Source organism: Mucilaginibacter aquaedulcis, assembly GCF_030409325.1.
Taxonomy (GTDB): Bacteria; Bacteroidota; Bacteroidia; order Sphingobacteriales; family Sphingobacteriaceae; genus Mucilaginibacter; species Mucilaginibacter aquaedulcis.
In genome coordinates, this window is record NZ_JAUFPR010000008.1 from 243,111 (window position 1) to 269,978 (window position 26,868).

General features: G+C 40.6%; 27 protein-coding genes. 20 read left to right on the top strand and 7 right to left on the bottom strand.

Annotated elements, in window-relative coordinates; genetic code table 11:
* The first annotated feature begins 1 nt into the window (after nucleotide 1).
* The 16 genes from nrfD to QWZ01_RS25235 all read left to right on the top strand — a co-directional run bounded on the left by nrfD (nucleotide 2) and on the right by QWZ01_RS25235 (nucleotide 14,317).
* Nucleotides 2-1,474, top strand: a complete 1,473-nt coding sequence (gene nrfD, locus QWZ01_RS25155) for an NrfD/PsrC family molybdoenzyme membrane anchor subunit (protein ID WP_290328396.1) — start codon at nucleotides 2-4, stop codon at nucleotides 1,472-1,474.
* 6 nt (nucleotides 1,475-1,480) lie between these two features.
* Complete coding sequence (locus QWZ01_RS25160) at nucleotides 1,481-2,017, top strand: DUF3341 domain-containing protein (RefSeq protein ID WP_290328398.1); 537 nt, start codon at nucleotides 1,481-1,483, stop codon at nucleotides 2,015-2,017.
* Complete coding sequence (locus tag QWZ01_RS25165) at nucleotides 2,001-2,585, top strand: c-type cytochrome (RefSeq protein WP_290328400.1); 585 nt, start codon at nucleotides 2,001-2,003, stop codon at nucleotides 2,583-2,585. Before QWZ01_RS25160 ends, QWZ01_RS25165 begins: the two co-directional genes overlap by 17 nt.
* 13 nt (nucleotides 2,586-2,598) lie before the next feature.
* Nucleotides 2,599-3,852 (top strand): quinol:cytochrome C oxidoreductase, encoded by a 1,254-nt coding sequence (locus tag QWZ01_RS25170; protein WP_290328402.1) that lies wholly within the window; start codon nucleotides 2,599-2,601, stop codon nucleotides 3,850-3,852.
* Nucleotides 3,853-3,900: 48 nt separating this feature from the next.
* Entirely contained in the window at nucleotides 3,901-5,097 is a 1,197-nt protein-coding gene (locus QWZ01_RS25175) for a cytochrome c oxidase subunit II (RefSeq protein WP_290328405.1), read from the top strand.
* 22 nt (nucleotides 5,098-5,119) lie between these two features.
* The gene (locus tag QWZ01_RS25180) at nucleotides 5,120-7,009 is read left to right on the top strand and encodes a cytochrome c oxidase subunit I (protein ID WP_290328407.1); all 1,890 of its coding nucleotides are present in this window, start codon (nucleotides 5,120-5,122) and stop codon (nucleotides 7,007-7,009) included.
* Nucleotides 7,010-7,110: 101 nt separating this feature from the next.
* Nucleotides 7,111-8,172: a COX15/CtaA family protein gene (locus QWZ01_RS25185; protein ID WP_290328409.1), complete on the top strand. Its 1,062-nt coding sequence runs from the start codon at nucleotides 7,111-7,113 to the stop codon at nucleotides 8,170-8,172.
* Complete coding sequence (gene cyoE, locus QWZ01_RS25190; RefSeq protein WP_290328413.1) at nucleotides 8,169-9,050, top strand: heme o synthase; 882 nt, start codon at nucleotides 8,169-8,171, stop codon at nucleotides 9,048-9,050. Before QWZ01_RS25185 ends, cyoE begins: the two co-directional genes overlap by 4 nt.
* Nucleotide 9,051: 1 nt before the next feature.
* A complete protein-coding gene (locus QWZ01_RS25195; protein ID WP_290328415.1) occupies nucleotides 9,052-9,636 on the top strand; it encodes a cytochrome c oxidase subunit 3 in 585 nt (194 codons plus the stop codon).
* Nucleotides 9,637-9,657: 21 nt separating this feature from the next.
* Nucleotides 9,658-10,386: a cytochrome c oxidase subunit 3 gene (locus tag QWZ01_RS25200; protein WP_290328417.1), complete on the top strand. Its 729-nt coding sequence runs from the start codon at nucleotides 9,658-9,660 to the stop codon at nucleotides 10,384-10,386.
* A 13-nt stretch (nucleotides 10,387-10,399) separates the two neighbouring features.
* A complete protein-coding gene (locus tag QWZ01_RS25205; RefSeq protein ID WP_290328435.1) occupies nucleotides 10,400-10,744 on the top strand; it encodes a cytochrome C oxidase subunit IV family protein in 345 nt (114 codons plus the stop codon).
* A gap of 2 nt (nucleotides 10,745-10,746) precedes the next feature.
* Nucleotides 10,747-11,442 carry an SCO family protein gene (locus QWZ01_RS25210; protein ID WP_290328437.1) on the top strand — a complete coding sequence of 232 codons (696 nt, stop codon included), beginning with the start codon at nucleotides 10,747-10,749 and terminating at the stop codon, nucleotides 11,440-11,442.
* Between the two features lie 83 nt (nucleotides 11,443-11,525).
* Nucleotides 11,526-12,101, top strand: coding sequence for a DUF420 domain-containing protein (locus QWZ01_RS25215; RefSeq protein ID WP_290328439.1), 576 nt, complete (start codon nucleotides 11,526-11,528; stop codon nucleotides 12,099-12,101).
* A 25-nt stretch (nucleotides 12,102-12,126) separates the two neighbouring features.
* Nucleotides 12,127-12,405 carry a hypothetical protein gene (locus QWZ01_RS25220; RefSeq protein ID WP_290328441.1) on the top strand — a complete coding sequence of 93 codons (279 nt, stop codon included), beginning with the start codon at nucleotides 12,127-12,129 and terminating at the stop codon, nucleotides 12,403-12,405.
* Nucleotides 12,406-12,825: 420 nt separating this feature from the next.
* On the top strand, nucleotides 12,826-13,488 hold the full coding sequence (locus QWZ01_RS25230; RefSeq protein WP_290328445.1) for a DUF2461 domain-containing protein: 663 nt from the start codon (nucleotides 12,826-12,828) through the stop codon (nucleotides 13,486-13,488).
* Between the two features lie 22 nt (nucleotides 13,489-13,510).
* Nucleotides 13,511-14,317, top strand: a complete 807-nt coding sequence (locus QWZ01_RS25235) for an OmpA/MotB family protein (RefSeq protein WP_290328447.1) — start codon at nucleotides 13,511-13,513, stop codon at nucleotides 14,315-14,317.
* Nucleotides 14,318-14,597: 280 nt separating this feature from the next.
* Here the strand turns inward: QWZ01_RS25235 and QWZ01_RS25240 are convergent, their stop codons facing one another.
* Both QWZ01_RS25240 and QWZ01_RS25245 read right to left on the bottom strand, forming a co-directional pair.
* The gene (locus tag QWZ01_RS25240) at nucleotides 14,598-14,900 is read right to left on the bottom strand and encodes a DUF4286 family protein (RefSeq protein WP_290328449.1); all 303 of its coding nucleotides are present in this window, start codon (nucleotides 14,898-14,900) and stop codon (nucleotides 14,598-14,600) included.
* Nucleotides 14,901-15,034: 134 nt separating this feature from the next.
* Nucleotides 15,035-16,846 carry a tetratricopeptide repeat protein gene (locus QWZ01_RS25245; protein WP_290328451.1) on the bottom strand — a complete coding sequence of 604 codons (1,812 nt, stop codon included), beginning with the start codon at nucleotides 16,844-16,846 and terminating at the stop codon, nucleotides 15,035-15,037.
* A gap of 138 nt (nucleotides 16,847-16,984) precedes the next feature.
* Here QWZ01_RS25245 and QWZ01_RS25250 point away from each other — a divergent pair, with 138 nt between their 5' ends.
* Genes QWZ01_RS25250 through QWZ01_RS25260 form a run of 3 tightly spaced genes read left to right on the top strand, consistent with a single transcriptional unit; the run spans nucleotide 16,985 to nucleotide 21,245 of the window.
* Nucleotides 16,985-18,895 carry a S9 family peptidase gene (locus tag QWZ01_RS25250; RefSeq protein WP_290328453.1) on the top strand — a complete coding sequence of 637 codons (1,911 nt, stop codon included), beginning with the start codon at nucleotides 16,985-16,987 and terminating at the stop codon, nucleotides 18,893-18,895.
* A 7-nt stretch (nucleotides 18,896-18,902) separates the two neighbouring features.
* Complete coding sequence (locus QWZ01_RS25255; protein ID WP_290328454.1) at nucleotides 18,903-20,549, top strand: sensor histidine kinase; 1,647 nt, start codon at nucleotides 18,903-18,905, stop codon at nucleotides 20,547-20,549.
* 3 nt (nucleotides 20,550-20,552) lie between these two features.
* Nucleotides 20,553-21,245, top strand: coding sequence for a response regulator transcription factor (locus QWZ01_RS25260; protein WP_290328456.1), 693 nt, complete (start codon nucleotides 20,553-20,555; stop codon nucleotides 21,243-21,245).
* A 50-nt stretch (nucleotides 21,246-21,295) separates the two neighbouring features.
* Here QWZ01_RS25260 and QWZ01_RS25265 read toward each other — a convergent pair whose 3' ends face one another.
* Entirely contained in the window at nucleotides 21,296-21,922 is a 627-nt protein-coding gene (locus QWZ01_RS25265) for a LysE family translocator (protein WP_290328457.1), read from the bottom strand.
* A gap of 99 nt (nucleotides 21,923-22,021) precedes the next feature.
* Nucleotides 22,022-22,999: an aldo/keto reductase gene (locus QWZ01_RS25270; RefSeq protein ID WP_290328459.1), complete on the bottom strand. Its 978-nt coding sequence runs from the start codon at nucleotides 22,997-22,999 to the stop codon at nucleotides 22,022-22,024.
* A 219-nt stretch (nucleotides 23,000-23,218) separates the two neighbouring features.
* Between QWZ01_RS25270 and QWZ01_RS25275 the strand changes: the two genes are divergently transcribed.
* The gene (locus tag QWZ01_RS25275) at nucleotides 23,219-24,151 is read left to right on the top strand and encodes an alpha/beta fold hydrolase (protein ID WP_290328461.1); all 933 of its coding nucleotides are present in this window, start codon (nucleotides 23,219-23,221) and stop codon (nucleotides 24,149-24,151) included.
* An 81-nt stretch (nucleotides 24,152-24,232) separates the two neighbouring features.
* On the opposite strand, the gene QWZ01_RS25280 is transcribed toward QWZ01_RS25275, so the two are convergent.
* From QWZ01_RS25280 to QWZ01_RS25290, 3 genes are all read right to left on the bottom strand, one after another.
* Complete coding sequence (locus QWZ01_RS25280; protein ID WP_290328463.1) at nucleotides 24,233-24,790, bottom strand: thioredoxin family protein; 558 nt, start codon at nucleotides 24,788-24,790, stop codon at nucleotides 24,233-24,235.
* Nucleotides 24,791-24,903: 113 nt separating this feature from the next.
* Nucleotides 24,904-25,818 (bottom strand): helix-turn-helix domain-containing protein, encoded by a 915-nt coding sequence (locus tag QWZ01_RS25285; RefSeq protein WP_290328465.1) that lies wholly within the window; start codon nucleotides 25,816-25,818, stop codon nucleotides 24,904-24,906.
* 12 nt (nucleotides 25,819-25,830) lie between these two features.
* Complete coding sequence (locus tag QWZ01_RS25290; RefSeq protein ID WP_290328467.1) at nucleotides 25,831-26,727, bottom strand: NmrA family NAD(P)-binding protein; 897 nt, start codon at nucleotides 26,725-26,727, stop codon at nucleotides 25,831-25,833.
* Nucleotides 26,728-26,868 lie beyond the last annotated feature (141 nt).

Below are 26,868 nucleotides of genomic sequence, written 5' to 3' on the forward strand. Positions count from 1 at the left end.
TATGGCATCTCATAGTGAATCAATAATAAGGGAACCGTTAATAACGGGTAAAAACATTACCTATGGTCAGATTACTGACGATATATTGCGCCCTGTAGAAAATATGCCGGGGAAAGCCTGGTGGATAGGTTTTACCGTAGCATCATTAGGAGCATTACTTTGGGTGTTTTCTATAAGCTACACATTCTGGTACGGTATCGGATCATGGGGTTTGAACAAAACTGTAGGATGGGCCTGGGATATCACTGGTTTCGTATGGTGGGTAGGTATCGGTCACGCCGGTACACTGATCTCGGCTGTATTGTTACTGTTCCGTCAAAACTGGCGTAACTCAATTAACCGCTCTGCCGAGGCGATGACCATCTTCGCGGTAATTTGCGCGGCCACTTACATCGGTGCTCACATGGGTCGCCCGTGGATGGCTCTTTATTCGCTTCCATTACCAAACCAGTACGGTTCTTTATGGGTTAACTTTAACTCACCGCTTATCTGGGACGTATTCGCGATTTCAACTTACTTCTCAGTTTCATTAGTATTCTGGTATACAGGTTTATTGCCGGATCTGGCTTCAATCCGTGACCGTGCAACCGGTCTTCGCCGCCGTATTTATTCGGTAGCATCATTCGGTTGGACCGGTTCTGTTAAAACCTGGCAACGTTTTGAAACTGTGTCACTTATTTTGGCAGGTTTATCAACACCACTGGTACTTTCGGTACACACCATTGTATCTATGGACTTTGCTACATCGCTTGAACCGGGATGGCATACTACCATTTTCCCTCCTTACTTCGTTGCGGGAGCTATTTTCTCTGGTTTCGCCATGGTGCAAACACTATTGCTGGTAACGAGGAAAGTATTAGGACTTGAAAATTATATCACCATGTTCCACATCGAATCCATGAATAAAATTATTCTGGTAACAGGTTCGGTTGTAGGTGTGGCATATATTACTGAGTTCTTTATAGCTTACTACTCAGGTGGCGAGTATGAGCAATATACCTTCTTAAACAGGTTTATTGGACCTTACTGGTGGGCTGCTTGTATGATGTACGGCTGTAACGTATTGATGACCCAGATGATGTGGTCGAAAAAAGTTAGAACAAACATCCCTATCTCATGGGTATTATCTATCATCGTAAACATCGGTATGTGGTTTGAGCGTTTTGTGATCATCGTAACTTCTTTACATCGTGATTATATTCCATCAAGCTGGGCTATGTTTTACCCAACCTGGATAGATGTGGGTGTGTTTGTGGGCTCAATAGGTATATTCTTTACCATGTTCCTTCTTTTCATCAGAGTATTACCTTCAGTAGCTATTGCCGAAGTGAAATTATTACTGAAGAGCTCAAGTGAGCAGGCTAAGAAGAAATTAATAGCAAAAGGACACTTCGAGGCAGAGCATGTAGAGTTCTACAAAGATAACTTGATCAAGTTTGATAGCGTTGACCATTCTGAATACGAAAAAGCATAACAAGCGATGAGTAGCACTAAATATATATTAGGCATTTTTGATGATCCCGATGAAATGATGCACGGGATTGACGGACTACAAAAAAATAGTGTCCCTATTTATGACGTTTACACGCCAATGCCTATCCACGGTATTGACGCTAAACTTGGCATAAAAGATTCAAGATTAGGCTATGCAGCATTTATGTTCGGCTGCATGGGCGGAACAACCATCTTTACCATAGTTTATTACTTTTTGGTACATGACTGGCCAATGGACATCGGTGGTAAAAACTTTTTCGCTATACCCGATTTTATCCCGGTAACTTTTGAGTGGACGGTATTATTTGCATCATATGGTATGGCATTTACCTTCTTCTTTGCAACACACCTTTTCCCGGGCCGCGCGCCAAGGGTAATGGATCTGAGAGCAACCAACGATAAGTTTGTGATTGCTATTGATGCTAAAGGAAATATACCACACGAGGATATCAACAATATATTAAAAGAAGCAGGGGCAGTTGAAGTTAAGCATAACGACAGAAAATATGTTAGCTATGAATAAATTTAGAATATTAGGAACAATAGTTATCATTATCGCGGCTTCGATCGTAGTAACGTCGTGCAAAGATAAAAGGAGTACCGGATGGGAGTACGCCCCTAATATGTATGAGCATCTCGCATACGATCCGGATCAGAAAAACCCGAACTTTAAAGACGGTAAAACCGCGCAGGTACCACCAGCCGGAACTATACCTGTAGGATTTACAAAGTTTGATTATCCAAATACAAAGGATGGTTACGAACTGGCAAGCGTTGAGGTTAAAACCGTAATTGCACAAACCCAGGCAAACTATAAAGACGGGAAAATTTTATTTGAGCATTTTTGCTCTCCTTGTCATGGTGTTAATGGTCAGGGCGATGGTTTGGTAGTTCAGCATGGTTATCCTGCTCCTCCGTCATACTCAAAAGGCCAGTCATCACGTGGTGGTGCCATGAAAGATTTAACTGACGGTAAAATATATCATACCATTACTTACGGTGTAAATGCGATGGGTTCTTACGCTTCACAGCTGGCCCCAGAAGAACGCTGGAAAGTGATTATGTATGTTCACCATTTACAAACTTTATAAGAATTAGAATTGAATGAATACTCATAATAGTTTAGACGAGCAATTTGTTTTTACCGGTAAGGCAAAAACATGGAGTTTAGCTGCCATAGCCATAGGCGTTTTGCTTGCAGCCATTGGTTTTTTAACCGGTCAGGGTGAGCGTACATTTGCTAATTTATTGCTCATGGGTTACTACTTTACCTGTGTATGTACAGCTGGCGTATTTTTCTGCGCACTACAGTACGTAGCTCAGGCAGGTTGGTCGGCTTCATTACTTCGCGTACCCCAGGCATTTGCAAGGGTACTGCCAATAGCAGCTGTCATATTGCTGGTAATTATAATTGCCGGTTTAAATTTAACGCACCATACTGAAATTGAAGGTAAAGACGCGATTGCGCCTTACTTATATAAAATTTGGCATCAGGCTGGTGTAACTACTCCCGGCAGCGAAAATTATGACCCGGTTTTGGCAGGTAAAGCAGGCTTTCTGAATGTACCTTTCTTCCTGGTTCGTTTAATCGTGTTTTTAGGTGCTTACGTTATATTTGGCTGGTTACTGGCTAAATACTCAGAAACTGAAGACGAATTAGGCGGCTTATTTTACTATAAGAAAAGCTTTACAATTTCAGCTGCATTCTTAGTGATCTTCGGATTTACTCAGCCGGTGTTTTCTTTCGACGTAGTAATGTCATTAGAGGCACACTGGTTTTCAACCATGTTTGGCTGGTATAACTTCGCCGCTATGTGGGTGAGCTGCTTATCAGTTATTACATTAACAATTATTTTGTTGAGAGCAAATGGTTATATGCAATGGGTTACTCAGGATCACCTGCACAATCTTGGTCAGCTGATATTTGGTTTCTCTATCTTCTGGACATACGTATGGTTTGCACAGTTCCTGCTTATCTATTACGCTAACATCCCTGAAGAGAGTGTTTACTTCCTGAGAAGATGGGAGCCTGAATATAAATTCTGGTTCTGGCTTAATATCGTGATCAACTTTATGGGGCCTTTGCTGATCATCATGGCGCGCGACTCAAAACGTACCACGAGCGTGTTAAAGGCTACTTGTATATTACTGATCGTAGGTCACTGGCTTGATTACTTTATCATGATCATGCCAGGTACAGTAGGTGATAAAGTTGGTTTCAGCTATATTGAATTAGGTGTTGCCGTAGGATTTATAGGCTTATTTACATTCCTGATGTTGAATGCATTAAGTAAATTTAAGTCGCTTATTCCTAAAAAACATCCGTTCTTGCAAGAGAGCCTTCATCATCACATATAATAATTGTTATTTTTGCATCAAAATACAGAATACCAAACTGACACTAAAATGGGATTCAGAAACTTTATAAAGTCTAAAACATTACTATCATTCATCACTGCGTTTATGCTTTTGGGCACAAACGTATTGATGGCACAAACTGAAGCAGCCGCGACCCCGGGTGGCCAGCCTGACGCTCCGCAAGTTGACTGGACTGGTGTATCATATTATTTGCTGTTGTTTTTTCTGATATGCCTGGGCATAGCAGTAGTAGGTAAAATCCTTAAAATATATGACCTAACCCTTAAAATACAGGGAAAAAAAGGCATGAAGTGGAATACAGTTATGGCTGTATTTTGCCTGGTGTTCCTGGCTGTAGGTTTATACGGTGCTTACTGGTCATTTACTGTTCAAGGTAGCATGACTTTGCCTGAGGCAGCATCTGTTCATGGTGTTAAAATTGATGAGATGTTTACCGTCACTACAGTTTTAACAATGATAGTGTTTTTTGCAACCCAGATATTACTGTTTACGTTTTTATTCAACTACAGGCATTCTGAAAAACGCAGAGCTCACTTCTTGCCGCATAACAATACTATTGAAAAAGTTTGGACTATTGCACCAGCTATCGTGTTAACCATATTAGTAGTGTTTGGCTTTTTCACCTGGCAAAAAATTATGGATAACACCGATGCTAAAGGTGAGGTGGCATCAATTAACGTTGATATTACCGGTCACCAGTTTGCATGGGAGTTACGTTACCCTGGTAAAGATGGCAAGTTAGGTCCTAAAGATTTCAAAATGGTTTCAGCCGCTAATAAGTTAGGTGTTAACTTCAAAAAGAAATCAAGCTTTGATGATCTTTCTGCAGATACAATGTATTTACCGGTTAACAGATCTGTAAGGTTGAATATTCAGGCTCAGGATGTGATCCATAGTGTTTACATGCCTCACTTCAGAGTTCAATTGAACGCGGTACCGGGCTTACCTACTTTCTTTAAGTTTACCCCAACAATTACAACAGCGCAAATGCGCACCAAACTTGACGACCCTAAATTTGAATATTTAGTTTATTGCAACAAAATATGCGGTGGCGGTCACTATAACATGCAGAAAGTTGTGCGTGTTGTTACCGAGGCTGAATACCAGGCATGGTTATCAAGACAAAAACCTTATTTAACTGATCAGTTAAGAAAAGAGTTGCATTTTGCGGCGGCAGATCAGCCAAAAACAGGTATACAGAATAGGTTAGCATTAAATAATTAATATAAGAATTAAGATAAGCGATATGTCAACATTAGCAGTTCACGACCACGGAGTAGCACATCACGACGATCACGGTCACGAACATCATCATAATCAGTCTTTCCTGTCTAAATATGTATTTAGCATGGATCATAAAATGATTTCCAAGCAATTCCTGATCACAGGGATTACTATGGCTGTCATTGCAATGATATTATCTATTTTATTCAGGATCCAACTGGCTTATCCTGATAAAACATTCCCTTTGTTAACTACATTGCTTGGTCGTTTTGCTCCTAACGGACGTATCAGTGCCGACTTTTACCTGTCGCTGGTAACCATTCACGGTACCATCATGGTGTTCTTTGTGTTAACAGCCGGCTTGAGCGGTACTTTTGCCAACTTACTGATACCTCTTCAAATAGGTGCACGTGATATGGCTTCGCCGTTCATGAATATGCTATCATACTGGTTTTTCTTTATTGCCAGTGTTATCATGTTATCTTCATTCCTGGTTCAAAAAGGGCCTGCAAGCGGTGGCTGGACAATCTATCCTCCATTATCAGCATTGCCGAAAGCGATGCCGGGTTCTGGTATGGGTATGACGCTGTGGCTTGTTAGTATGGTATTCTTCATCGCGTCATCACTGATCGGTGGTATCAACTATGTGAGTACAGTATTGAATATGCGTACAAAAGGTATGGACCTTTGGAAAATGCCTTTGACTATCTGGGCTTTATTCCTTACCGCTATATTAGGTATGCTTGCGTTCCCGGTGTTAGTTGCGGGTGTTGTATTATTGATATTTGACCGCAGTTTCGGAACAAGCTTTTACTTATCTGACATCGTATTAAACGGTGTGCAGCAGCCATATGAGGGTGGTAGCCCGATCCTGTTCCAGCACTTATTCTGGTTCCTTGGTCACCCGGAAGTATATATCGTAATTATGCCGGCTATGGGTATCTCATCTGAGGTTATGTCTGTAAACTCACGTAAACCAATCTTCGGTTATCACGCGATGGTTTACTCTCTGATCGGTATTACTGTATTATCATTCATTGTATGGGGTCACCACATGTTTGTAACCGGTATGAACCCGTTCCTGGGTGGTGTGTTTATGATCACTACGCTGATCATCGCGGTACCATCTGCGGTAAAAACATTTAACTGGCTGGCTACACTATGGCGCGGTAACATCAGGTTTACACCTGCTATGTTATTTGCTATAGGCATGGTGTCATTCTTCATCTCTGGTGGTTTAACAGGTATATTCCTGGGTAACGCTACTTTGGATATCAACTTGCATGATACTTATTTCGTTGTTGCTCACTTCCACCTGGTAATGGGTTCGGCAGCTATATTTGGTATGCTTGCAGGTGTTTACCACTGGTTCCCTAAGATGTTTGGTAAAATGATGGACGAGAAATTAGGCTATCTACACTTCTGGTTAACCTTTATCGGTGCTTACCTCGTGTTTTTCCCAATGCACTTTATGGGTCTTGATGGTGTACCACGTCGTTACTACGCATTCACTGAGTTCGTGAGCATGCAACGCTGGTTAACTGTAAATACTTTTGTGACATGGGCAGCTATCATGGCTGCATGTGCGCAGGTTGCTTTCCTATACAACTTCATTACTTCAATATTTATTGGTAAAAAAGCAACTCAAAACCCTTGGGAGTCAAATACACTGGAGTGGACTACTCCTGTTGAACACTTGCATGGTAACTGGCCGGGCGAAATACCAACTGTTTACCGTTGGCCATATGATTACAGCAAGCCAGGTGCCGAAGAGGATTATATACCTCAAACAGTTCCTTTCTCTCAAACCATGAGTTCAAATCTTCCTACAGATTTTGAAGATAATCCTAAAGGATTAGAGGAGTTGAACAAGTTCCAAAGTACGCTGAAAGCAAACGAACAAGTAAAATAATTATAAGTGGTAACTAGTGAGTGGTGAGTAGTAAGTGGTGAGTTCACGTTAAAACTCATGACTCACTACTCACCACTCGCTGTTAACTACTATCGCCATTCATGAGCATATCCGCATCTAAAAACAGGTTCCAAAAGATCAATCTCATAACAATCATTCTGCTTTTTGTTCTGATATTAGCTGGTGGTGTTGTGCGTAGCTCTGGTTCCGGAATGGGATGTCCTGATTGGCCAAAATGCTTTGGAAGATATATTCCACCTACAAGCAACGCTGATTTGCCTAAGGATTATAAACAGAAATACGTTGACAAACGCTTAGCCAAAAACGAACGCTTTGCCAAAACATTGGATGTATTTGGCTACAGTGATTTGGCAAAACGTATCCGCGAAGACAAATCGATCCTGTTACCTGAAGAATTTAACGCCGGCAAAACCTGGACGGAATATGTGAACAGGCTTATTGGTGCTATATCCGGCTTATTTTTACTGCTATCGGCCATATATTCATTCAGTTATTGGAACGCAAATAAAGGCATCGCTCTTTTAAGCATATTCAATGTTATACTGGTTGGTTTTCAGGCCTGGCTGGGTTCAATAGTAGTATCTACAAACCTTGTGGCGTGGATAGTTACTGTGCATATGCTATTGGCTCTGGCTATACTTGCAATTGTTATCTATACGTATCATAAAGCAAGAGTAATAGATAATCCGGCATTAAAAACAAGTACGCTTGTATTCATTATTACAGTTGTGGCTTTGCTGTTAAGCATCCTGCAAATTGCGTTTGGAACCGAGGTGCGTGAAAAAATTGATGCTGTAGCAACTCAGTTTCAGGGTGGCTATCGTAATAGTTGGGTAAATAATGCGGGCGAAATATTTTCGCATCACCGTGATATGGCCATATTGGTATTGGTAATTAACGTAATGTTGTATGCACTTATACGCAAACAATTTAGCAGGCATTCTATACATCAGCAGTTAATGAGTTTTACATTTCTTATAATCATGCTGCAGATAGTTACCGGCATTTTATTATCATATTGGTCGTTGCCGCCATTTGCACAGGCAACACATATTGTTTTGGCAAGCCTGATATTTGGGGCGCAATTTTATTTGCTTTTGAATTTACACAGGTCGGTTAATGTTAGGGGGCTAAGCAAATGAATTGGAAAGATTTCTCAAAACTGATTAAAACAAGGCTAACCTTTTTAGTGGTTTTTTCGGCATCTATATCATTTTTGATTGGGAGCATGGCTAACAATCACGAAAATTGGATGAGCGGAATAAATTGGATAAACTGGGTAAAATTAATTGTAGGTGGTTTCCTGGTAACAGCAGCAGCTAACAGTTTTAATGAGATCATTGAAAAGGATCTGGATAAACTGATGAAGCGTACGATGGATCGTCCAATCCCTTCAGGTAAAATGAATACTGGGCAGGCCCTGGTTTTAGGTTTGGGTATGGGAATGGCCGGCACCTATTTGTTAGGTAGCCTTAACTTATTGACTGGCTTGTTATCAGTGTTCTCTATTTTACTTTACGCTTTTGCGTATACACCTTTAAAGCGTAAATCGCCGATAGCTGTATTTGTAGGAGCTATACCTGGAGCATTACCACCACTTATTGGTTACGTAGCAGCCCAGCAGCATGGCCGTATTGATGAAATAGCCCTGATATTATTTGCGATACAATTTGTATGGCAGTTCCCTCATTTCTGGGCTATTGCCTGGGTTTTAGACGATGATTATAAGCTGGCGGGTTTTAGACTGTTGCCTACAGGTAGCCGTAATTTAGGAAGTGCTGTAATTACCTTTATCTTTACATTAATTTTACTGCCAGTAAGTTTATTACCAACTATTTACCATCATGGTGGTTATTACGTTGGCGGGGTATCCTTAGTATGCAGTTTAATATTCTTATACCAGGCCTTTGGCTTGTTACGCACCAGGGAAATTGAGGCGGCCAGAAAATTGATGTTTGGCTCGTTTATGTATTTGCCCGTAGTTCAATTAATGTTTTTATTTGATTTTATAGGAAAGTGAAATGATGGCTCAGGTTCAGAAAAATAACGACAGGCTTGATCTGGCTCCAAAAAAGTTTAACATGTGGTTATTTATATTCACATCGTTTATGTTTTTTGCAGCTATAAGCAGTGGTTTTATAGTTTACAGCGGTAGCAAGGGGCACGGCCTTAACGTAATTATGCCCGATGCTTTTAAATACAGTACCATTACTATTATTTTAAGTAGTGTGACTTTGTTTTTGGCTCAAAAGGCAGCAAAGGGATTGCAATTTGGTAAACAGCGTATGTTTTTATGGCTTACGTTTTTATTGGGCGTAGCCTTTTTTGTAATTCAGATATATGCCTGGTATGTATTGGCATATAAGATGGGCGTGCATCTTACAGACCCTAACGCGTCGCGTTCTTTTGTTTATATTTTTACCGGCATGCATTTATTACACATAATTGCAGCCATATTATTACTATTAAATACCCTTTGGGGGACATACAAAAATATTCCGCAGGTAAGGAACCTGTTTAAAATGGAAATGACATCTATTTTTTGGCATTTTCTCGGAATTATATGGATTTATCTGTATGTTTTTTTACTTTTGAATCAAAATTAATACACCCATATTTAAGTACAAATGAGTACAGCAACAGCAGTATCAGAAATAGACGAGGTTAAATCAACCTCATGGTCTGGAGGGAGATCGCCCTTCAATGTTGAATACGGAAAAGTAATGATGTGGTTTTTCCTCCTTGGGGATGCTTTCACCTTTTCATCGTTATTAATTTCTTATGGTTCATTACGTTTTAGCGCAAGTGTGTGGCCGGCGGCAGATAAGGTTTTCCAATCGGTACCTGGTTTAGTTGATAGCGGTGCCCCACTGGTATTTGTGGGTATAATGACCTTTATCCTGATCCTAAGTTCGGTTACTATGGTATTGGCTGTTGAGGCAGGCCACCGTAATTCTAAGAAAGAAGTTATTGGCTGGATGATAGCTACAGTTATAGGTGGTTTAATGTTCCTGGGTTGCCAGGCTTTAGAGTGGAGCCACTTACATCACGAAGGTTTTTGGTGGGGTAGTACTCCTGCCTTAGAGGAGTTAGGAAAGTTCTTTAACGAGGGTGGCACAGAAGCTGCAAGGCATATGACTGCTCAGGAATTTGCAAACTTATTCTTTACCATAACAGGTTTTCACGGGTTTCACGTATTTACAGGTGTTTTAATCAACATAATTATTACCGTTAACGTATTGTTAGGTACTTACGAAAAACGAGGTAGCTACTTAATGATCGAAAAAGTAGGTCTTTACTGGCACTTTGTAGACCTTGTATGGGTATTTGTATTTACATTCTTTTATTTAGTATAAAAACATTATATATATGTCAACAGAATCACACGAAGTTCACCACGAAGGTGGCGAGCATGAGTCAATGAGCAAGGGAAGAATAATTAAAGTAGCTCTTATCTTGTCGGCTATTACAGCTGTAGAGTTTATTATAGCACTTTTATTAGTACCTCACGGTTATTTGGATATCAAGTATGCAAACCCTGTATATATTGTTTTAACTCTATTTAAAGCATTTTATATAGTTGCTTACTTCATGCACTTAAAGTTCGAAAAACTTGGTTTAGCATTGTCTATTATAGTTCCGATATTGTTCATCATCGGTTTAATCCTGGTACTTACTAACGAAAGCCACCACTGGATTGATCTGCGGAGATAATAATGGCCACTATAGGGAAAAAAATTATAATCCTGGTACTCATATTAGCAGTGCCAGGATTTTTATATTATCTACTAACCGCAAAGGGTAAAAACAGGTATAAACCATTGGCTATTTACGGGCCTAAAGCGGTTGCTAAAACCGGCCATAAATTTCATGGCAAGTATATTCCGGATACCATTTATCATCAACTACCAGCTTTTAAGTTAACTGACCAGTATGGTAAGTCGGCATCTGAAGATAGCTTTAAGGGTAAAATATTTGTAACAGGCTTTTTTTATACCCATTGCCCGGCTGTTTGTTCTACCATTAACCGTAACATGGGTTATCTGGTTGATACTTACCGTAAAAACAAGATGGTTTATTTTGCCTCCATAACTGTTGACCCTGACAGGGATTCGGCCACTGTTTTAAAGCAATATGCCGAAAGTCTGAAACCGGCATCAAACCGCTGGCTGTTTTTAACCGGTGATACTTCATCAATTTACAGCCTGGCCCGTAAAGGGTTTTTGGTTGATGCGCTGAAGGCCGGTGATGACGATTTTATTTACAGCGATAAGCTTATCCTTATTGATCAGGAAAGGCGTATCAGGGGTTACTATTCGGGTGCCAATACCAACGACATCAACCGCCTTACAGACGAAATTAAAGTATTGATTGCCGAAGAACTGCGAAAAGTTGATAAGGCGCTTTATTAGATAAAAGAACAAAAATTAAGGACAAAAGACCGCAGCTTATAACAAGTCATTTATCTTTTGTTATTATTCCATACTCCAACAAAATGACTGATAAATTTATAATCCGCTTTGTTGCGGGAGTTACCATATTTGTGATTGCCGTGGTGGTGGTGCTTAACCGCCATTTGATCCCGGGGCCTGCAATTGCGCCATCATTTACACCTTATTTGCCCATGCTTAATGCTTTTTTGAATGGCACATGTACGGTATTGCTACTGGCTTCTCTTTACTTTATTAAGCAGGGTAATATTAAGGTGCACAAAAGACTTAATATCATTACCTTTTGCTTATCATCATTATTCCTGGTATCATACATTTTGTTTCATTACCTGATGCGCAATGATACCCTATATGGTGATTCAAATTTCGACGGTGTACTTTCGCCTGAAGAGCGTGCCGCCGCCGGTGGTATGCGCACATTGTACCTGGGTATTCTGGTGCCTCACATTATATTGGCAGCCGGTGTTTTACCATTAATTTTGCTGAGTTTTTACCGCGGTTTACAAATGCAGGTAGCCAAACATAAGAAACTGGTAAGATGGACGTTTCCATTATGGTTGTATGTTACTGTTACCGGTGTTATTGTGTATTTGATGATAAAACCATACTACCATTTTTAAACAATTATTAGTTAAATTTGCCAATATGAAAACGGGTTTTAAAATTTTATTATTTGTAGCAGCTCTGAGTCTTTTGATTGGCAGCAGGCAGCCTGTACAGGCTCAATGTGCCCAATGCGCCGCCACGGTTGAAACCAATACACAAAGCGGTGGCAATGCAGCCAAAGGCTTAAATAATGGTATATTATTTCTGTTAGGTGCACCTTACCTTGCTGCCGGGATATTAGGTTACATATGGTATAAGAAATACCGCCGTAAAAACATTGATATCAGCATGCGTAAAGAAAAACTGCATCTGAATTAATAATTCTTATTCTCCTTAAAGAGAGCGCTCTCCTAATAATGTCCCAAACGTCAAAATCGTGGGCTATGCTGCACTGTAAATGCCCGCGCTGCCGCAAGGGCGATATGTTTCAGGGTACGCCTTACAGCTTCTCGAATAAAATTAATTTGAACTGCCCCCGCTGCAATTTGTATTTTGAAATTGAGCCGGGGTATTTTTATGCAGCCATGTATGTAAGTTATGCCTTAAATGTTGGCGAAGCCTTGATTTTGGCCTGGCTTACTTTTCTGGTTACGCACAATTCCGATTCGCCATGGTTGTATCTTAGTGTCATAATTTTAGGCTGTTTTGCATTGGCGCCTATAAATTTCAGATATTCGCGGGTGCTATTGTTATATTGGTTATCACCAAAAATACACTACCAATCATATTTAGATACCGATGATACACCAGGAAAGTCTTGATTTTTTAAAAGATTTGGCAGCTAATAATAACCGTGAATGGTTTTTAGACAATAAAGACCGTTATGATAAGGCCCGTGAAAATGTAATTGAATTTACAGGACAGCTGTTGAAAACCATGCATAAAATAGATCCGGGAATTGACGAAGCGCTTGATCCTAAAAAATGCGTAATGCGCATATACCGCGATATCCGTTTCAGCAAAAATAAAACACCGTATAAAAATAACTTCGGCATTAGCTTACCCACCACAGGTTTAAGGCCCGGCGGTGCCGAATACTACCTGCAGATACAGCCTGATAACTCTTTCATTGGCGGAGGTTACTGGATGCCCGAAGCAGCGCACTTAAAAGCGATACGCCAGGAAATTGATTATAATGCCCATGATTTGCGGCAGATAATTGATGATAAAGAATTTATTAAGCTATTTGGCGATTTTAAGCAGCAGGAGCAACTCAAATCTGTTCCGAAGGGGTATGAGCCCGATAATGAAAACATCGACTTGCTGAAGCTAAAAAGCTTTGTAGCCTGGCATAAAATAACCGATAAGGATATCATTAAAAAAGATGCGCCAACAGAGATCGCCGAAGTGTGCAGCCGTATATACCCGCTTAATGTTTTTTTAAGAAATGCACTTGCATAGTACAGATAAACCCAATATTACAATGAAGATTACTTATTATTTGTTGGCCGTAGCTATGTGTCTTACTTTTTACTCCTGTAAGATCATGTCGCCGAAGGCTTACAAAGCTTTAATTGCCCAGCGCGACTCACTTACCACCCGTACAGAAAATTTAGAAACACAGGTTTTTCAGTTAAAGGCCGATACTATGCGCCTTAACCGTGAACTGGCCAACTTGCGAAATAACAACAGCGCGCTGAACAGTAACCTGAGCACGAGCTCATCAAAATTAAAACGTTTAGCTGCCGATCTGGAAAAAAGGGAGGCCCGCCTAAAGGAAGTAGAAGATATTTTACGTAAACGCGATGAAGCGGCCAACGCGCTTAAAAACAAATTGCAACAGGCATTATTAGGCTTTCAGCAAAGCGGCCTGAGTGTAGATATCCGTAACGGCAAGGTGTATGTATCGCTGGCCGATAAACTATTGTTCCCGTCGGGCAGTATTGTTATTGACGATAAGGGTAAAGCAGCATTGAAACAGCTGGCTGCAGTGCTTAATAAAGAACCGGATATTAATATGGCCATTGAAGGTCATACAGATGATAAAAAGGTATTGAACCTGGGCCAGATCAAGGATAACTGGGATTTGAGTGTGCTGCGTGCAACATCAGTTACCCGTTACCTTACCGAAACCGAAAAGGTTGATCCGCACAGATTAACCGCCACCGGTAAAGGCGAGTTTCAACCAATTGACCCGGCCCCAACCAATGAGGCCCGTGCTAAAAACCGCCGGATAGAAATTGTGTTGACACCGAAATTGGATGAGTTGTATAACCTCATCACCAAGTAAAAACAAAAGGGGCGCTTTGGAAAAAGCGCCCCTTTTGTTTTAAAGCCGTAATCCTGAACTTGTTTCAAGATCTCTCAAGCTGAGTTAACGTCTTGTTTATAATTGTCTTGTGGGGTGCCGAAATAAATTCGGCATGACGAAAATTGTAATGCTTTGCAGTCTCAAGCCCGCTATGTGAGCAATCTTTTGATAGCCTGTCATCCTGAGCTTGTCGAATGATCGTGAGCAGAGGCCTACCCACCATGCTTCGGGAGGCTCAGCATAACATCCAGTTTATTATTTACTCCACCGTTTCCATCAGGGTGTTGAACATCACAAACTTATCAGGAAACTGTTCCTGGTGTATCGCCTGAAACTTGTGCAGGTGGTTCATATAAAATTGCTGAAACTGCTGAATAGTATCGGCATTGTACTGAATGCAGTAGGTAACCCCTTCGTTAGGTGAATCGATAACGGTTAACATCTTGTACGATTGAAAACAGCCCGTAGCCATTATAGCAGGTATTTGAACAGTTTTGATCCAGTTAAGCCATTCGTCGTGAATGCTTTCTTCAATTATTATAGTGTCGTTATATACAATCATGGTGATGCAAAAGTAATTAATTAGTTCATTGGTTTAGTTGTTCATTGGTTCATTGGTGAAAAGCCCATAATCATCCTTTAAATCTCAAATAATGCAACAATAAACTAATGAACAAGTAGAACCAATGAACCAGATCAAGAATCCGCTTTATCACCTCGCAATAGCCTGAAACGCTTGCGAGCCTCATTAATCCAGAGGCTGCCGGGGTAGGTGGTGATGATTTTTTCGTACCATATTTTGGCGCTGGCTTTATCATTGAGGCGATTATCGTAAATATCACCCAGCATAAAAACAGCGTCGTCTGCCCACAGATCATTAGGATGATCATCGGCGATTTTCTTTAACAGAGGCACAGCATCCGAGTAGCTTTTTTGCTGGATCAATATCCTTGATTTTGACATCAGAATATCATCGCTGAGGCTGTTGTTAGGATATTTCTTATCAATACTATCCAGGGTAATTAATGCCTTGTCAGGGCGTTCGGCAAAAATTTGCAGATCAGCCCGCGCATAGGTTTTTAAAGCACCTCCGGTGCTGTCGGCCGCGGTATTATCTTCAATCAATAGCAACAGATTAAGCGCATCATTGGCAATCAATTGCGATGTAGCTGCTTTAAGTACATCAAGCTGCCCTTTGGCCCAGGTAAAATCACCAGTATAGTAGGCCAGCTTGGCATTGCGGAACTTAGCATCCTGGTTAATATCGGTATTGGGGAAATCTTTTTCAACCTGGCTGTACAGCAGGGTAGCCTCCCAGGGCTGATTGTTGATCAGGTATATATCACCCAGGTCAAGCTTGCAGGATGCCAGCAATTCGGGCCTGATGTTAGGTATGGTTACGGCGCTTTCCAAAAGCTTTTGAGCCTCTGCCAATTTATGCAGCTTAAATGTTTGTAGCTGTGCCAGCTTTTGCATGGCGAAAACAGTGCTGTTGCTTCGCCCAAATTCGGTAAGCAGGTCGGTATAATCCTGCTCCAGACCAAGCAGATCGGCCTGCACATATTTGCCCGATGTTACCTTTAAATTTTTGGTATTAATAAGCTCAATTTTTGCAGGAATATACAGGGGCAGGGTTTTGCCTTTGCTGATAATAAAATCGTAGCCACGAATAGCGGTATCATAAGCCTCGTTAGCGGTTAGTGTTCGGCAAAGTTCAAAAATGCTGTTGCCGTCGTCATTTTGCCTGCGGCTTAACGCAAGCGATTGGTTAAGGGCAAGGTCAAATTCCTTTTGCTGCATGTATTGCCAAGTAAGCAATTCGGTATAAATGATCTGCTGCGGGTCTTTCTGTATGCGACGAAGAAGGGCGCTTTTTAGCATATTATAATCAGCATCTCCCTCAAATACGGTAGCAAAAGCGTTTTCGGCCTGGGTAATAAAATTTGGATTAGTAGGCAAAAAATTAAGGTATTCTTCGGTAAGGGAGGCTTTATCTCTTTTAAACCGGTAAAGGTTTATGAGCTCATAGGTAAAGGCATCATTGCTGTTGAGTATTTTACGGCCCTGTAAAAATATTTTGATGGCATAATCAAGGTTTGATCCCTGGTAAAACTGCCCGGCAAGCATGGCAATTTCATTACGATCAGCAGGGAGATTCTTGATCAGATCATCATATATAGCATCGGCTTTGTTCTGGTTGCCCTGTTGGGTGTAAATGGTGCCCAGTAAAATAGGGTACTGATGCTCGTTAGGGTGTTTGCGGATCAGTTTTTTAACGGTGCTTTCGGCCTCATCAAACTTTTTAAGGTTCAGCAGCGTACTAACGTAATAGGAGTAGTAAACCTCGTTATTTTGACGGTATAGTTTCTGGTATATATCAAGTGCCTTCTGTGGTTCGCCATTAGTGTTGTATTGCTTGGCCAGCTGCAGGTCGCTATCGCTATCCTGTGCAAAAAGCCTGGTGCTTGTTATAAAAGCAAGAATAATAACACTGATTATAGCCCTCATCTGTTCAAAAATAATGATTTAATTTTTAATGGTTTAAGCAGATCATGTAATTGTTAATACAACGTTATAAGCGGGTAAAATTGTAGTGACATTTTGATAACGTTGAGTTATTTGACGTATTTTGACCAGATTAGTAAAATGGGGCAATTTTATATGCTTGGCCAGTTTAAATATCTTTTAGCAGTTGCTTTTATCCTAACCTTGTTTTCCTGCAAGAATAAAGTTAGACAGATACCTATTGTCGATTTTTTCAGGACCCCTGAAAAAAGCTTTTATAAAATATCTCCCGATGGTAAGTACGTATCTTACTTAAAGCCATATAAGGATAAGCAAAACCTTTTCATACAATCGCTGGCAGATGGTAAGGAGCATATGGCCACTTCATTCAATGATTACTCCATAAGGCCCGATTATTTCTGGACGTATAATGACCAGCTTGTATTTAGCCAGGATGTTATTGATTTTGATAGTTTGAAAATGTACGCCATGGATGTGCCAACCAATAAAAAGCGGATCATTATGGCGCAGGCAAAGGTAAGGGTGAGTTTGCTTAACCGTAATAAGCAACAGCCTGATATGATCACGATTAAGATGAATAAGCGCGATCCTGCTAATTTTGATATTTATAAGCTTAACATAAATACCGGCGAACTAAAACCTTACCTCGTAAATCCGGGTAACATTACCGAGTGGTTTCCTGACGCTGATGGTAAAATACGGCTGGTAAAGGCATCAGATGGCGTAAATGAAACCATTTTATACCGGCCCGATGATAGTACACCCTTTAAGCCAATCATTGAAAATAATTTTAAAAACTCGGTTAAGCCTGTTGCCTTTACGGGGGTAAAAAATTATTTCTACGCCCTATCTAACGTTAACCGTGATAAAACCGCCCTGGTTGAAATTAATGCTGAGGACGGTAAAGAACAAAAAACAATATTTAGCTGCAACAAAGCTGATGTATTGTATGTTGAATATTCAAAAAATAAACACCGGGTTGAGTTTGCCTCATGGGAAGAGGCGAAACCCCATAAACATTTTTTAGCGCCCGATATTGAACGCATATACCATAACCTGCAGCAACGCCCGCAATTGATGGGTAATGAAATAAAGGTGGTAGACCGTGACAGCGCCGAAAACAAGTACATTTTAAATACTTATACAGATCGTAATCCGGGTTCATATTATTTGTATGAAAGCACTACAGATAAGCTGACCAAACTTGGCGATATGAATTCAAGTTTGAAACCCGAGGAATTATGCTCCATGAAACCGGTGGCTTATAAGGCACGGGATGGTTTACTGATCAATGGGTATTTAACATTGCCGCAGGGCGATAAACGATCAAACTTGCCCATGGTTGTGATGCCACATGGCGGTCCCTGGACTCGTGACTCCTGGGGCTATGATGAGCAGGTACAATTTTTGGCTAACCGGGGCTACGCTGTTTTCCAGGTTAATTACCGCGGATCAACAGGATATGGAAAGGCTTTCAGGAGTGCAGGATTTAAGCAGGTAGGCGGTAAAATACAGGATGATATTACCGATGGCGTAAATTGGCTCATAAACCAAAAAATAGCCAACCCTAAAAAAATAGCTATTTTTGGTGGTGGTTTTGGTGGTTTTTCGGCTTTATACGGTGTGTCATTTCACCCGGGGCTTTACAATTGTGCGGTTGTACAATATGGGTTGATCAACTTTTTCACCTATATAAAAGATGCTCCGCCGTTTTTGAAGCCATATTTAAAAATGACCTATGAAATGGTTGGAAACCCAGAAACGGATGCTGACCAGCTAAGGGCTATTTCACCGGTATTTCATACAGATAAAATAAAAGTACCGTTAATTATTTTTCAGGGAGCAAAGGATCAGCGTGCAAATATTAGTGAGTTAAACCAGTTTGTGCGCGAGTTGCGCAAAAAAAATGTTGATGTGAAATACTTCTTAAAACCTAACGAGCGCGCCTTTTTCAGAAGTGAACATACTCGCATGGAAATGTACGCCGAGATAGAAAAATTCCTGGAAAGTAATATGCGGGTTAAACCTTAAGCCCCAGATGCCAGTACAAAAAAATGTTTACCGTAAAAATTTTTCGCTGATCATCATATTCCTGGTGCTTATATCGGTAACTTTTGTGGTTGCGCTTTTTGTATCATATAACCTTACCGCCAAATATGTAGAAAATGAGTTTGCCTCAAAAAAAATAGAAGTATTGGAGCAAACCATAAAACCGTACAACGATTTTTTCCAGAACAAGATACCTGAAATAACCTCGTACCAGGGTTTTTTAGATTCAACATCGGCGGCAAAGTATGCAGCCTCTGTTTTCCATGATTATGCCTTTTTGAAAAAGATTGTTTTTTATGATGTGCTGATAGGCAGTAAAATGCCAATAACGATCCGCAGAAATAATCTTGATATATCAGTGAAAGCCATATTCCAATATTGGTATCAGAATGGCAAGATATATAGTGCTCGTCAGAGCCGCCCGGCTGATGAGTCTGATTTTAAAGAGATGGGGGACAAGCTGAGCAACTTTATCGCTTTTTCAGATACTTCCCGTGTATCTACGCAGGATGAGCTGTTTAAAACGTTTTGGGATGTAAAACCCGATAAAATAACTTATACCAATATTTTAAGGCGCGAAGACATTAAAATATACCGTGAGCTGCAGCAGCGCGATAACATTACGTCAGCATCATATAAGCAAAATATGATGACCTTTCACCTTGACCCATATTTGCTGAAAGTTAAAAATACACGCCATGAGTTGTATCAGAGCGTATCTATACAGCCGGTGGTATATGATCCCATTGATAGCGAAGGCGGCAAACTGATCACCGAGGTATCATTCCCCGGAGCATTTTCTGATTATAAATTATTTTTTAGCTCGGGGCAAGGCTATTTAACCGCTGAAATTAATCGCAGGTTTATGCCTATTGGCGCGGTGGTGCTGTTAATATCGCTTTTCCTGGTGTTGATAGGCTGGCTCATTTACCGCAACCTCAATGTTAACATGAAGCTTTTTAAACTGCAGTATGATTTTATAAACAATTTTACGCATGAGTTTAAAACTCCGGTAAGTGTAATAAAAATAGCAGGCTCAAACTTACGTGGCGACGGTGAACTGACCGAAAGGCAGCGCAAGCACTATGGTAAAATATTAGATGAGGAAGCCGATAAACTCAACGAGCTCATGAACAAGTTGCTTTCATTTACGCAGCTTGAAAATAAATCTATCATTCTGAAAAAAGAGGAAATAGTTGTAGATGATTTTGTGAGCAGATATACTGATACCTTTAAAATAAAATACCCCGATTTTAAGCTGCATTGTAAGGTAAGCGGGGTACATACTTTTTATACAGATCCGGTATTGTTGGGTAGTGTATTTCAGAATTTGATTGAGAACGCCTACAAGTATTCGCACCCGCAAAAAAAGGAGCTCAATATTAATATTACACATAAGAAAGGAAATATCGTATTTTCATTTATTGATAGAGGGATAGGTATCCCCAAGGTAGAGTTGAATAATATTTTTAAAAAGTTTTACAGGATAGAAAATCAATATAACCAAAATGGAAGTGTAGGTTTGGGTTTGGCATTTTGTAAAGAACTGGTTAATTTTATGAATGGAGAAATAACTGTTCATAGTAAGGTTAACGAGGGTTCGGAATTTATAGTTACGCTTCCATACGAAAATTAAAATATGAACAAAGAAATCAAAATTGCGCTGGTTGAAGATGATGAAAACCTGCGTTTCCTGGTTGCAGAACGTTTACAATCTGAAGGATATAAAGTATTGGAAGCTGATAACGGTACTGATGCCGAGAATATAATACTGGAAGAACAGCCCGATATTGTTTTATTGGACTGGATGCTGCCCGGCCAGCCCGGATCGCAGGTATGTAACAATATCAGGGAAAAGGGATACGATAAACTGATCATCATGATGACGGCCAAGGCCCAGGATGTTGATAAGATTGAAGCATACAATTTTGGCGTATCTGACTACATCACCAAGCCATTTAATATGGATGTTTTGGTAGCGATGATTGATAACAAGATCAAGTTTTCGTTAAACAGCGAAAAGCCAGAATCATACAGGTTTGCCAACATGGAGCACCTGCCAAATACCCACCTGTTGATCAGGGATAACCGCAAAATTGAACTCACCATTCTGGAAAACAGGATATTGCTTTACTTTTTGAAAAATAAGAACAAAGTGATAAACCGCGAAGAACTGATGATGGAGGTTTGGGGTTACAATGCCGATGTTAATACCCGTACCTTGGATATGCACATTGTACGTCTGCGTAAAAAAATTGAAACCAATGCCGATTCGCCTCAATACTTACAAACCGTTAGGGGCATAGGATATAAATTTGTTTATAATCAATAACAAGCGCACTGTTTATAAATACAACATAAGCCAAGTGGTTTGTGTTGTATTTACTTTTTGGTCAGTGCTATTTTAATTCCCATCAGCACAAAAGCCAGGCTCGAAAACTTATTTAACCAGGTACCAATCATAGCATTGCTTTTTAGCCTGGCAGAAAACGAACCTGCAAAAAAGGTTAATACCATAAACCATAATAAACCCATTACAGCATAGGTTACTCCCAGAAAAATAAAGGGGAGGGCACTGTGCATGTATGCGGGTTGTATAAACTGAGGGAAAAAGGCCAGGAAAAATATAGCGACCTTCGGATTAAGCGTATTGGTGAATACTGCCGAGACATAGGTTTTTTTAACCGATACCAAAGGCTCCTGTTTACTTTCTTTCACTATGCTTTCACCCGAAAAAAACTTGGTTATGCCTAAATAGATTAGGTAGGCTGCTCCTAAATATTTCAAAACCGCAAAAGCCATGGCCGATTGTGCAAGGATCAGCGATAGTCCAAAAGCTGCCAGGCTGGTATGAACCAAAACGCCCGTTGTAATACCCAAAGTAGCGAATATGCCCGATTTACGCCCCTGCGTAATGGATTTATTCAGGATGAAAACAGTATCGATGCCTGGTGAAATAATAAACAGGAAAGATGCTATTATGAAAGCCGCGTAGTTAGTTATACCCATATTTTCAAAGTTACAGATTTTTTGTAAAGTACACTTTGAGTAACGTGGCAGATAAGTACTTAACTTTATGGTAACTATTTTCCTATTGATTTTTTCAAATTAACTATGCCCTAATACAGGGTGTGGCTGGTATAACTCTTCCAGTCTGGTAATTTCATCAGCAGATAATTTTACCGACAGCGCGGCCACGGCATCTTCAAGGTGCCCTGGTTTACTGGCTCCAATTATTGGGGCGGTAATAACGGGCTTAGTAAGCACCCATGCTAAAGCCACTTGTGCACTGGGTAAGCCTTTTTGCTCGGCTATTTCGGCTACACGATCAGCAATGGCAAAATCCGAGTCGTTATATAAGCTTTTTCCGAAGACATCGGTCTTGGCTCGTTCTGTTTCGTTACGTTCTTTCGTACGTTTGCCGGTTAGCAGGCCACGTGCCAGCGGCGACCATGGTATCACCGCAATTTTCTGATCGGCGCATAAGGGCAGCATTTCCCGTTCTTCTTCCCGATAAAGGAGGTTATAATATGGCTGCATGGAAACAAAGCGGGTCCAGCCGTGCTGCTCGGCAATGTGCTGAGCCTTGGCAAACTGCCAGCTAAACATTGATGACGCACCGATGTAACGAGCCTTGCCGGCCTTAACAACATCGTGCAGGGCCTCCATGGTTTCCTCAATCGGAGTGTTGTAATCCCAGCGATGTATCTGGTACAGATCAACATAATCGGTACCGAGACGTTTTAAGCTGGCATCAATAGCACTCATGATATGCTTGCGCGATAGTCCCTTATCATTAGGGCCCGGGCCCATGGCATTGAAAACTTTGGTAGCCAGTACAATATCATCGCGTTTGGCAAAATCATTCAATGCCCGGCCAACTACCTCTTCGCTGGCACCGGCTGTATACACATCTGCAGTGTCAAAAAAATTAAAGCCCAGCTCCAGTGCCTTTTTAATAAAAGGGCGGCTTTGCTCTTCGTTGAGGGCCCATGGCCAGCGTTCGGTAGGCTTGCCATAGGTCATGGTTCCCAGGCATAAACGCGATACGCTCATGCCGGTATTTCCAAATCTGATGTATTCCATAAAACAATGTATTTATCATTTAAAATTACTGAACAAGCATAATACCTGGTGTAACAAAGAGGTAACAAATTAAAAGGTGTTTGAAGGTTTTATGAAATACAGAGGCATCAATAACGATTGCTATTAAAAGTGTAGTAAATAATGATTAATGTACATACATATTAACATTTATAGCTTATATTTATTAGCTGTAAATCAATAACTTAAATCTATAAATTCATGAAAAAATTGCTTCTAAAAATCATTTGCCTGTTTATGGCTTTGGGTTTTATCATTGCTGGTCACGTACAGGCTGCGGTAAAACCCGCAGATCCGCCTGCCAACTTTATGCATCATATGGCTAAAGTTAATGGCATAAATATTCATTACGTATCGGGTGGCAAAGGCGAGCCTTTACTTTTGATCCATGGTTTTGGTCAAAACTGGTATATGTGGAATCGTATACTGCCCGAATTGTCAAAGCACTTTACTGTTATTGCGCCTGATATGCCGGGAGTTGGCGAATCTGATAAACCTGCAAGTGGTTATGATAAAAAAGCGTTAGCTCATGATATGCATGAACTTATGAAATCTTTAGGCTACAAAAATATCAACCTTGTTGGTCATGATATAGGTTTGATGGTTGCTTATGCCTACGCCGCGCAATATGGCAGCGATGTAAAAAAGGTAGCCTTGCTGGATGCCTTGATTCCAGGGGTTGAACCGGTATGGACTCAGACTAAAGCGCAGGCCTGGTGGTTTGGTTTTTTTGCTTTCCCTCATTCAGGCGATCTTGTTAATGGCAGGGCAGGGTTATTTTTAACTAACTTTTGGCCTGTAGTGGGTTACGTGAAGAATCCATTTACTACTGCAGAGAAAAATGAATTTATAAGGGCTTATTCGGAACCTGGTGCAACAACCGGAGCTTTCCACTGGTTTGGAGCTTTTGAGAAAGATGCCGCGGATAATAAGGAGTTAATGAAAAATAAGCTTAAAATGCCTTTATTGGCCATGGGGTCTGAACATTTTGCTGGATCATATCTGGCTGCCCATTGCAGGTTGGTAGCTGTCAATGTGAAAGAATCTATAATTAAAGGTTCGGGGCATTGGATTGTTCAGGAAAATACTCCGCAGGTACAAAAGGATCTGCTTGATTTCTTTTTAAGTAAATGATAAGCGGCGAGTAACGATAAATAGCAAAAAGCCTTCAGTATATGCTGAAGGCTTTTTGTTATTTATCAAATTTGTTTATGATCACAGATTGGTTAAAAGCGTAAGCAACTCTAATTGAAAGCTTTTCCCTTTGTCATTATTGTACCATTGCTGTAAAGCTATTTTTCGTTGATCCATCTCTACGTTATCTTTAAGCATCTGGTAATATAATAACTGACACTCTGCCGGGCGCGAACCCCATACAGCCTGGTGGTTGCTCTCAACATCCGTAATGATGAGTTTAGGGATAGATTTGGTTCCGTTGGTGAGATATTGTTCAATAAGAAAGGGGGGCGAATCCCTTAGCTGATAATCAACTTTAATGAGTGGATTTAGTTCGGCAATTCTTTGTACAAAGGGTAAAGTATGGGCTGCATCGCCGCACCATGGCTCGGTAATAATTGTCCATGTTTGCTCTTTTCTGATGTTTTCAACAAAATCCATCAACTCGGTGTTAAGGATGCCTGTTTTAAACCATCGTTGCTGGCGCGACCAATTTAACTCGGTGTAATGCACATATGCAGGATTATCATAAGGCGCCGGAGGGTTTGGATTAGTTAAAATGCCCTCGAATAATTGCTGATAGGTAATAAAATCCATTAGTTTTTTTGTCTGAATTTTATTAAAGGTAAATCTTTTAAAAGAATACTTATGTAATAATTATGGTAATGACCAATAACTGAATTATTTGAACATATAAATTCCAAAAGTTATCATTTAAACGATTGCCTGAACTCTAATGGAGAAACCTTGGTTTTTGTTTTAAACAGCTTGCTGAATGATTGCGGATGTTCAAAGCCTAATTCGTAAGCTATTTCACTTACTGATAAGCCTGTTGTAGATAGTTTCTCTTTTGCCTTGGCAATAAGGCTGTCGTGAATATGTTGCTGGGTGCTTTTACCTGTTAATGTTTTTAATAAGCCACTCAAATATCCGGGCGAAATATTTAATGTGTCGGAAACGTACGCTACCGTAGGTAATCCCTGTTTTATGAGATCATCGCTGTTAAAATAATCGTTGAGCAGCGTTTCCAGGCGATCAAGGATTTGGTGGTTGGTTATTTTACGGGTGATGAATTGTCGCTGATAAAACCTTTCGGCATAGGTTAACAGCAGATCAAGCTGGGCAATAATAACATCCTGGCTAAACTTGTCGATGTTGGAGCGGTACTCTTGCTCAATATTCTGCAAAATGTTGATAAGAGTTGTTTCTTCTTTGTCTGACAGGAACAAGGCCTCATGTACCGCATAGCTAAAATATTCGTACTGCTTTACTTTTTGAGCCAGTGCTGTGTTCCATAAAAAATCGGGATGGATAAGCAGGCACCATCCCGAATGTTTTAATTCGCGACCACCCTCAATTGAAAATACCTGGCCGGGCGAAATAAAAAACATAATACCCTCATCAAAATCGTATTGTTGCTGGCCATATTTCATCTTGGCGTTGATATTCCTTTTTAACGAAATGGAATAAAAATCGAGGGTGATGCTTTTGGGCTCGTCATCGCGCAGCTTTTTAATGTTTTCAAAGTTGATTACGCTTATCAACGGATGTTCGGGCTTGGGTAAAGCCCTGAACTGATGAAACTCGCTAATACTTTTAATGCGGTGTGGTTGTGTGCCGGCCATATCCTAATATACTTATTTTGCGTTATATGCAGTTGCAAATTCTTTTGCAAAATCGGTTAGCTTTACTTTGCCCATTTCCGGTTTGTGACGATAATAATCTGTCGCTAATACACCGTTATGCAGGCTACCGTACATTTCTGCCATTCCGGCGGCAATACCAGGGTGCATACCGGCAGCTACCAAACCATCGCGCATTTGATCATCAGTAATAATTGTCCATTTTAAATCGGGCTTTCCGATGGCTGCTCCCAGTATAGTGGCTGTTTGGTTGCAGGTCAGTTCCTCGCTGGCAACATAGCGTACTTTCCGGCCGGTGGATGGTGTGGTAATTTCTTCGGCAATGGCAGCTGCAATATCAATGGGTGATACCCACGGAATTACATCATCAGCTCCGTAATTGGCTGCTATAACGCTCTGCGATTTAATCATAGCAGTATAAGCATACAGGTTGTAGTAAAAGGAAGTAGGACGCATGTGGGTGATGGCTATATCTGCCGGCAATCTATTCAGAATGCCCTCCACACCGTGGGCACCCAGTAATATGCCCGATCCTTTTTCCAGATCAGCGCCAAAGGTGCTTAAGTTTACAACTTGTTTTATTCCTGTTTTTTCAATTGCGGCAGCATAGTTACGGCCCAACTGATGATAATAGCCAACAAGATCAAGACCATGATCAAAGTAATTGGCAGGCGGCACCATGGTATAAACTGCATCTGCCCCGGTAAATGTTGTTGTGATAAATTCTGCGTCTTGCAATGAACCAATCGCGGCGGTGGCACCCAAGGCTTCAATCTCTTTTTGTTTTTCGGGATTGCTGCTGATAACCGTAACTATATGCCCGCTTTGCACTAAGGTAGCAGTAAGCGGTTTGCTGATATGCCCCAACGAGCCTGTTATTATAATTTTCATAATTGTTTCTTTTTGATAAAGTAAAGGTCTGCAGTAATGACTAAACACGCTTAGCCTAATCTGCTGTTGTTGTAGCCAAAAATGAGGTTGGGATTTATTTAATTTACAGGCAATGAATATGGCTGATTTTGACAAATATTT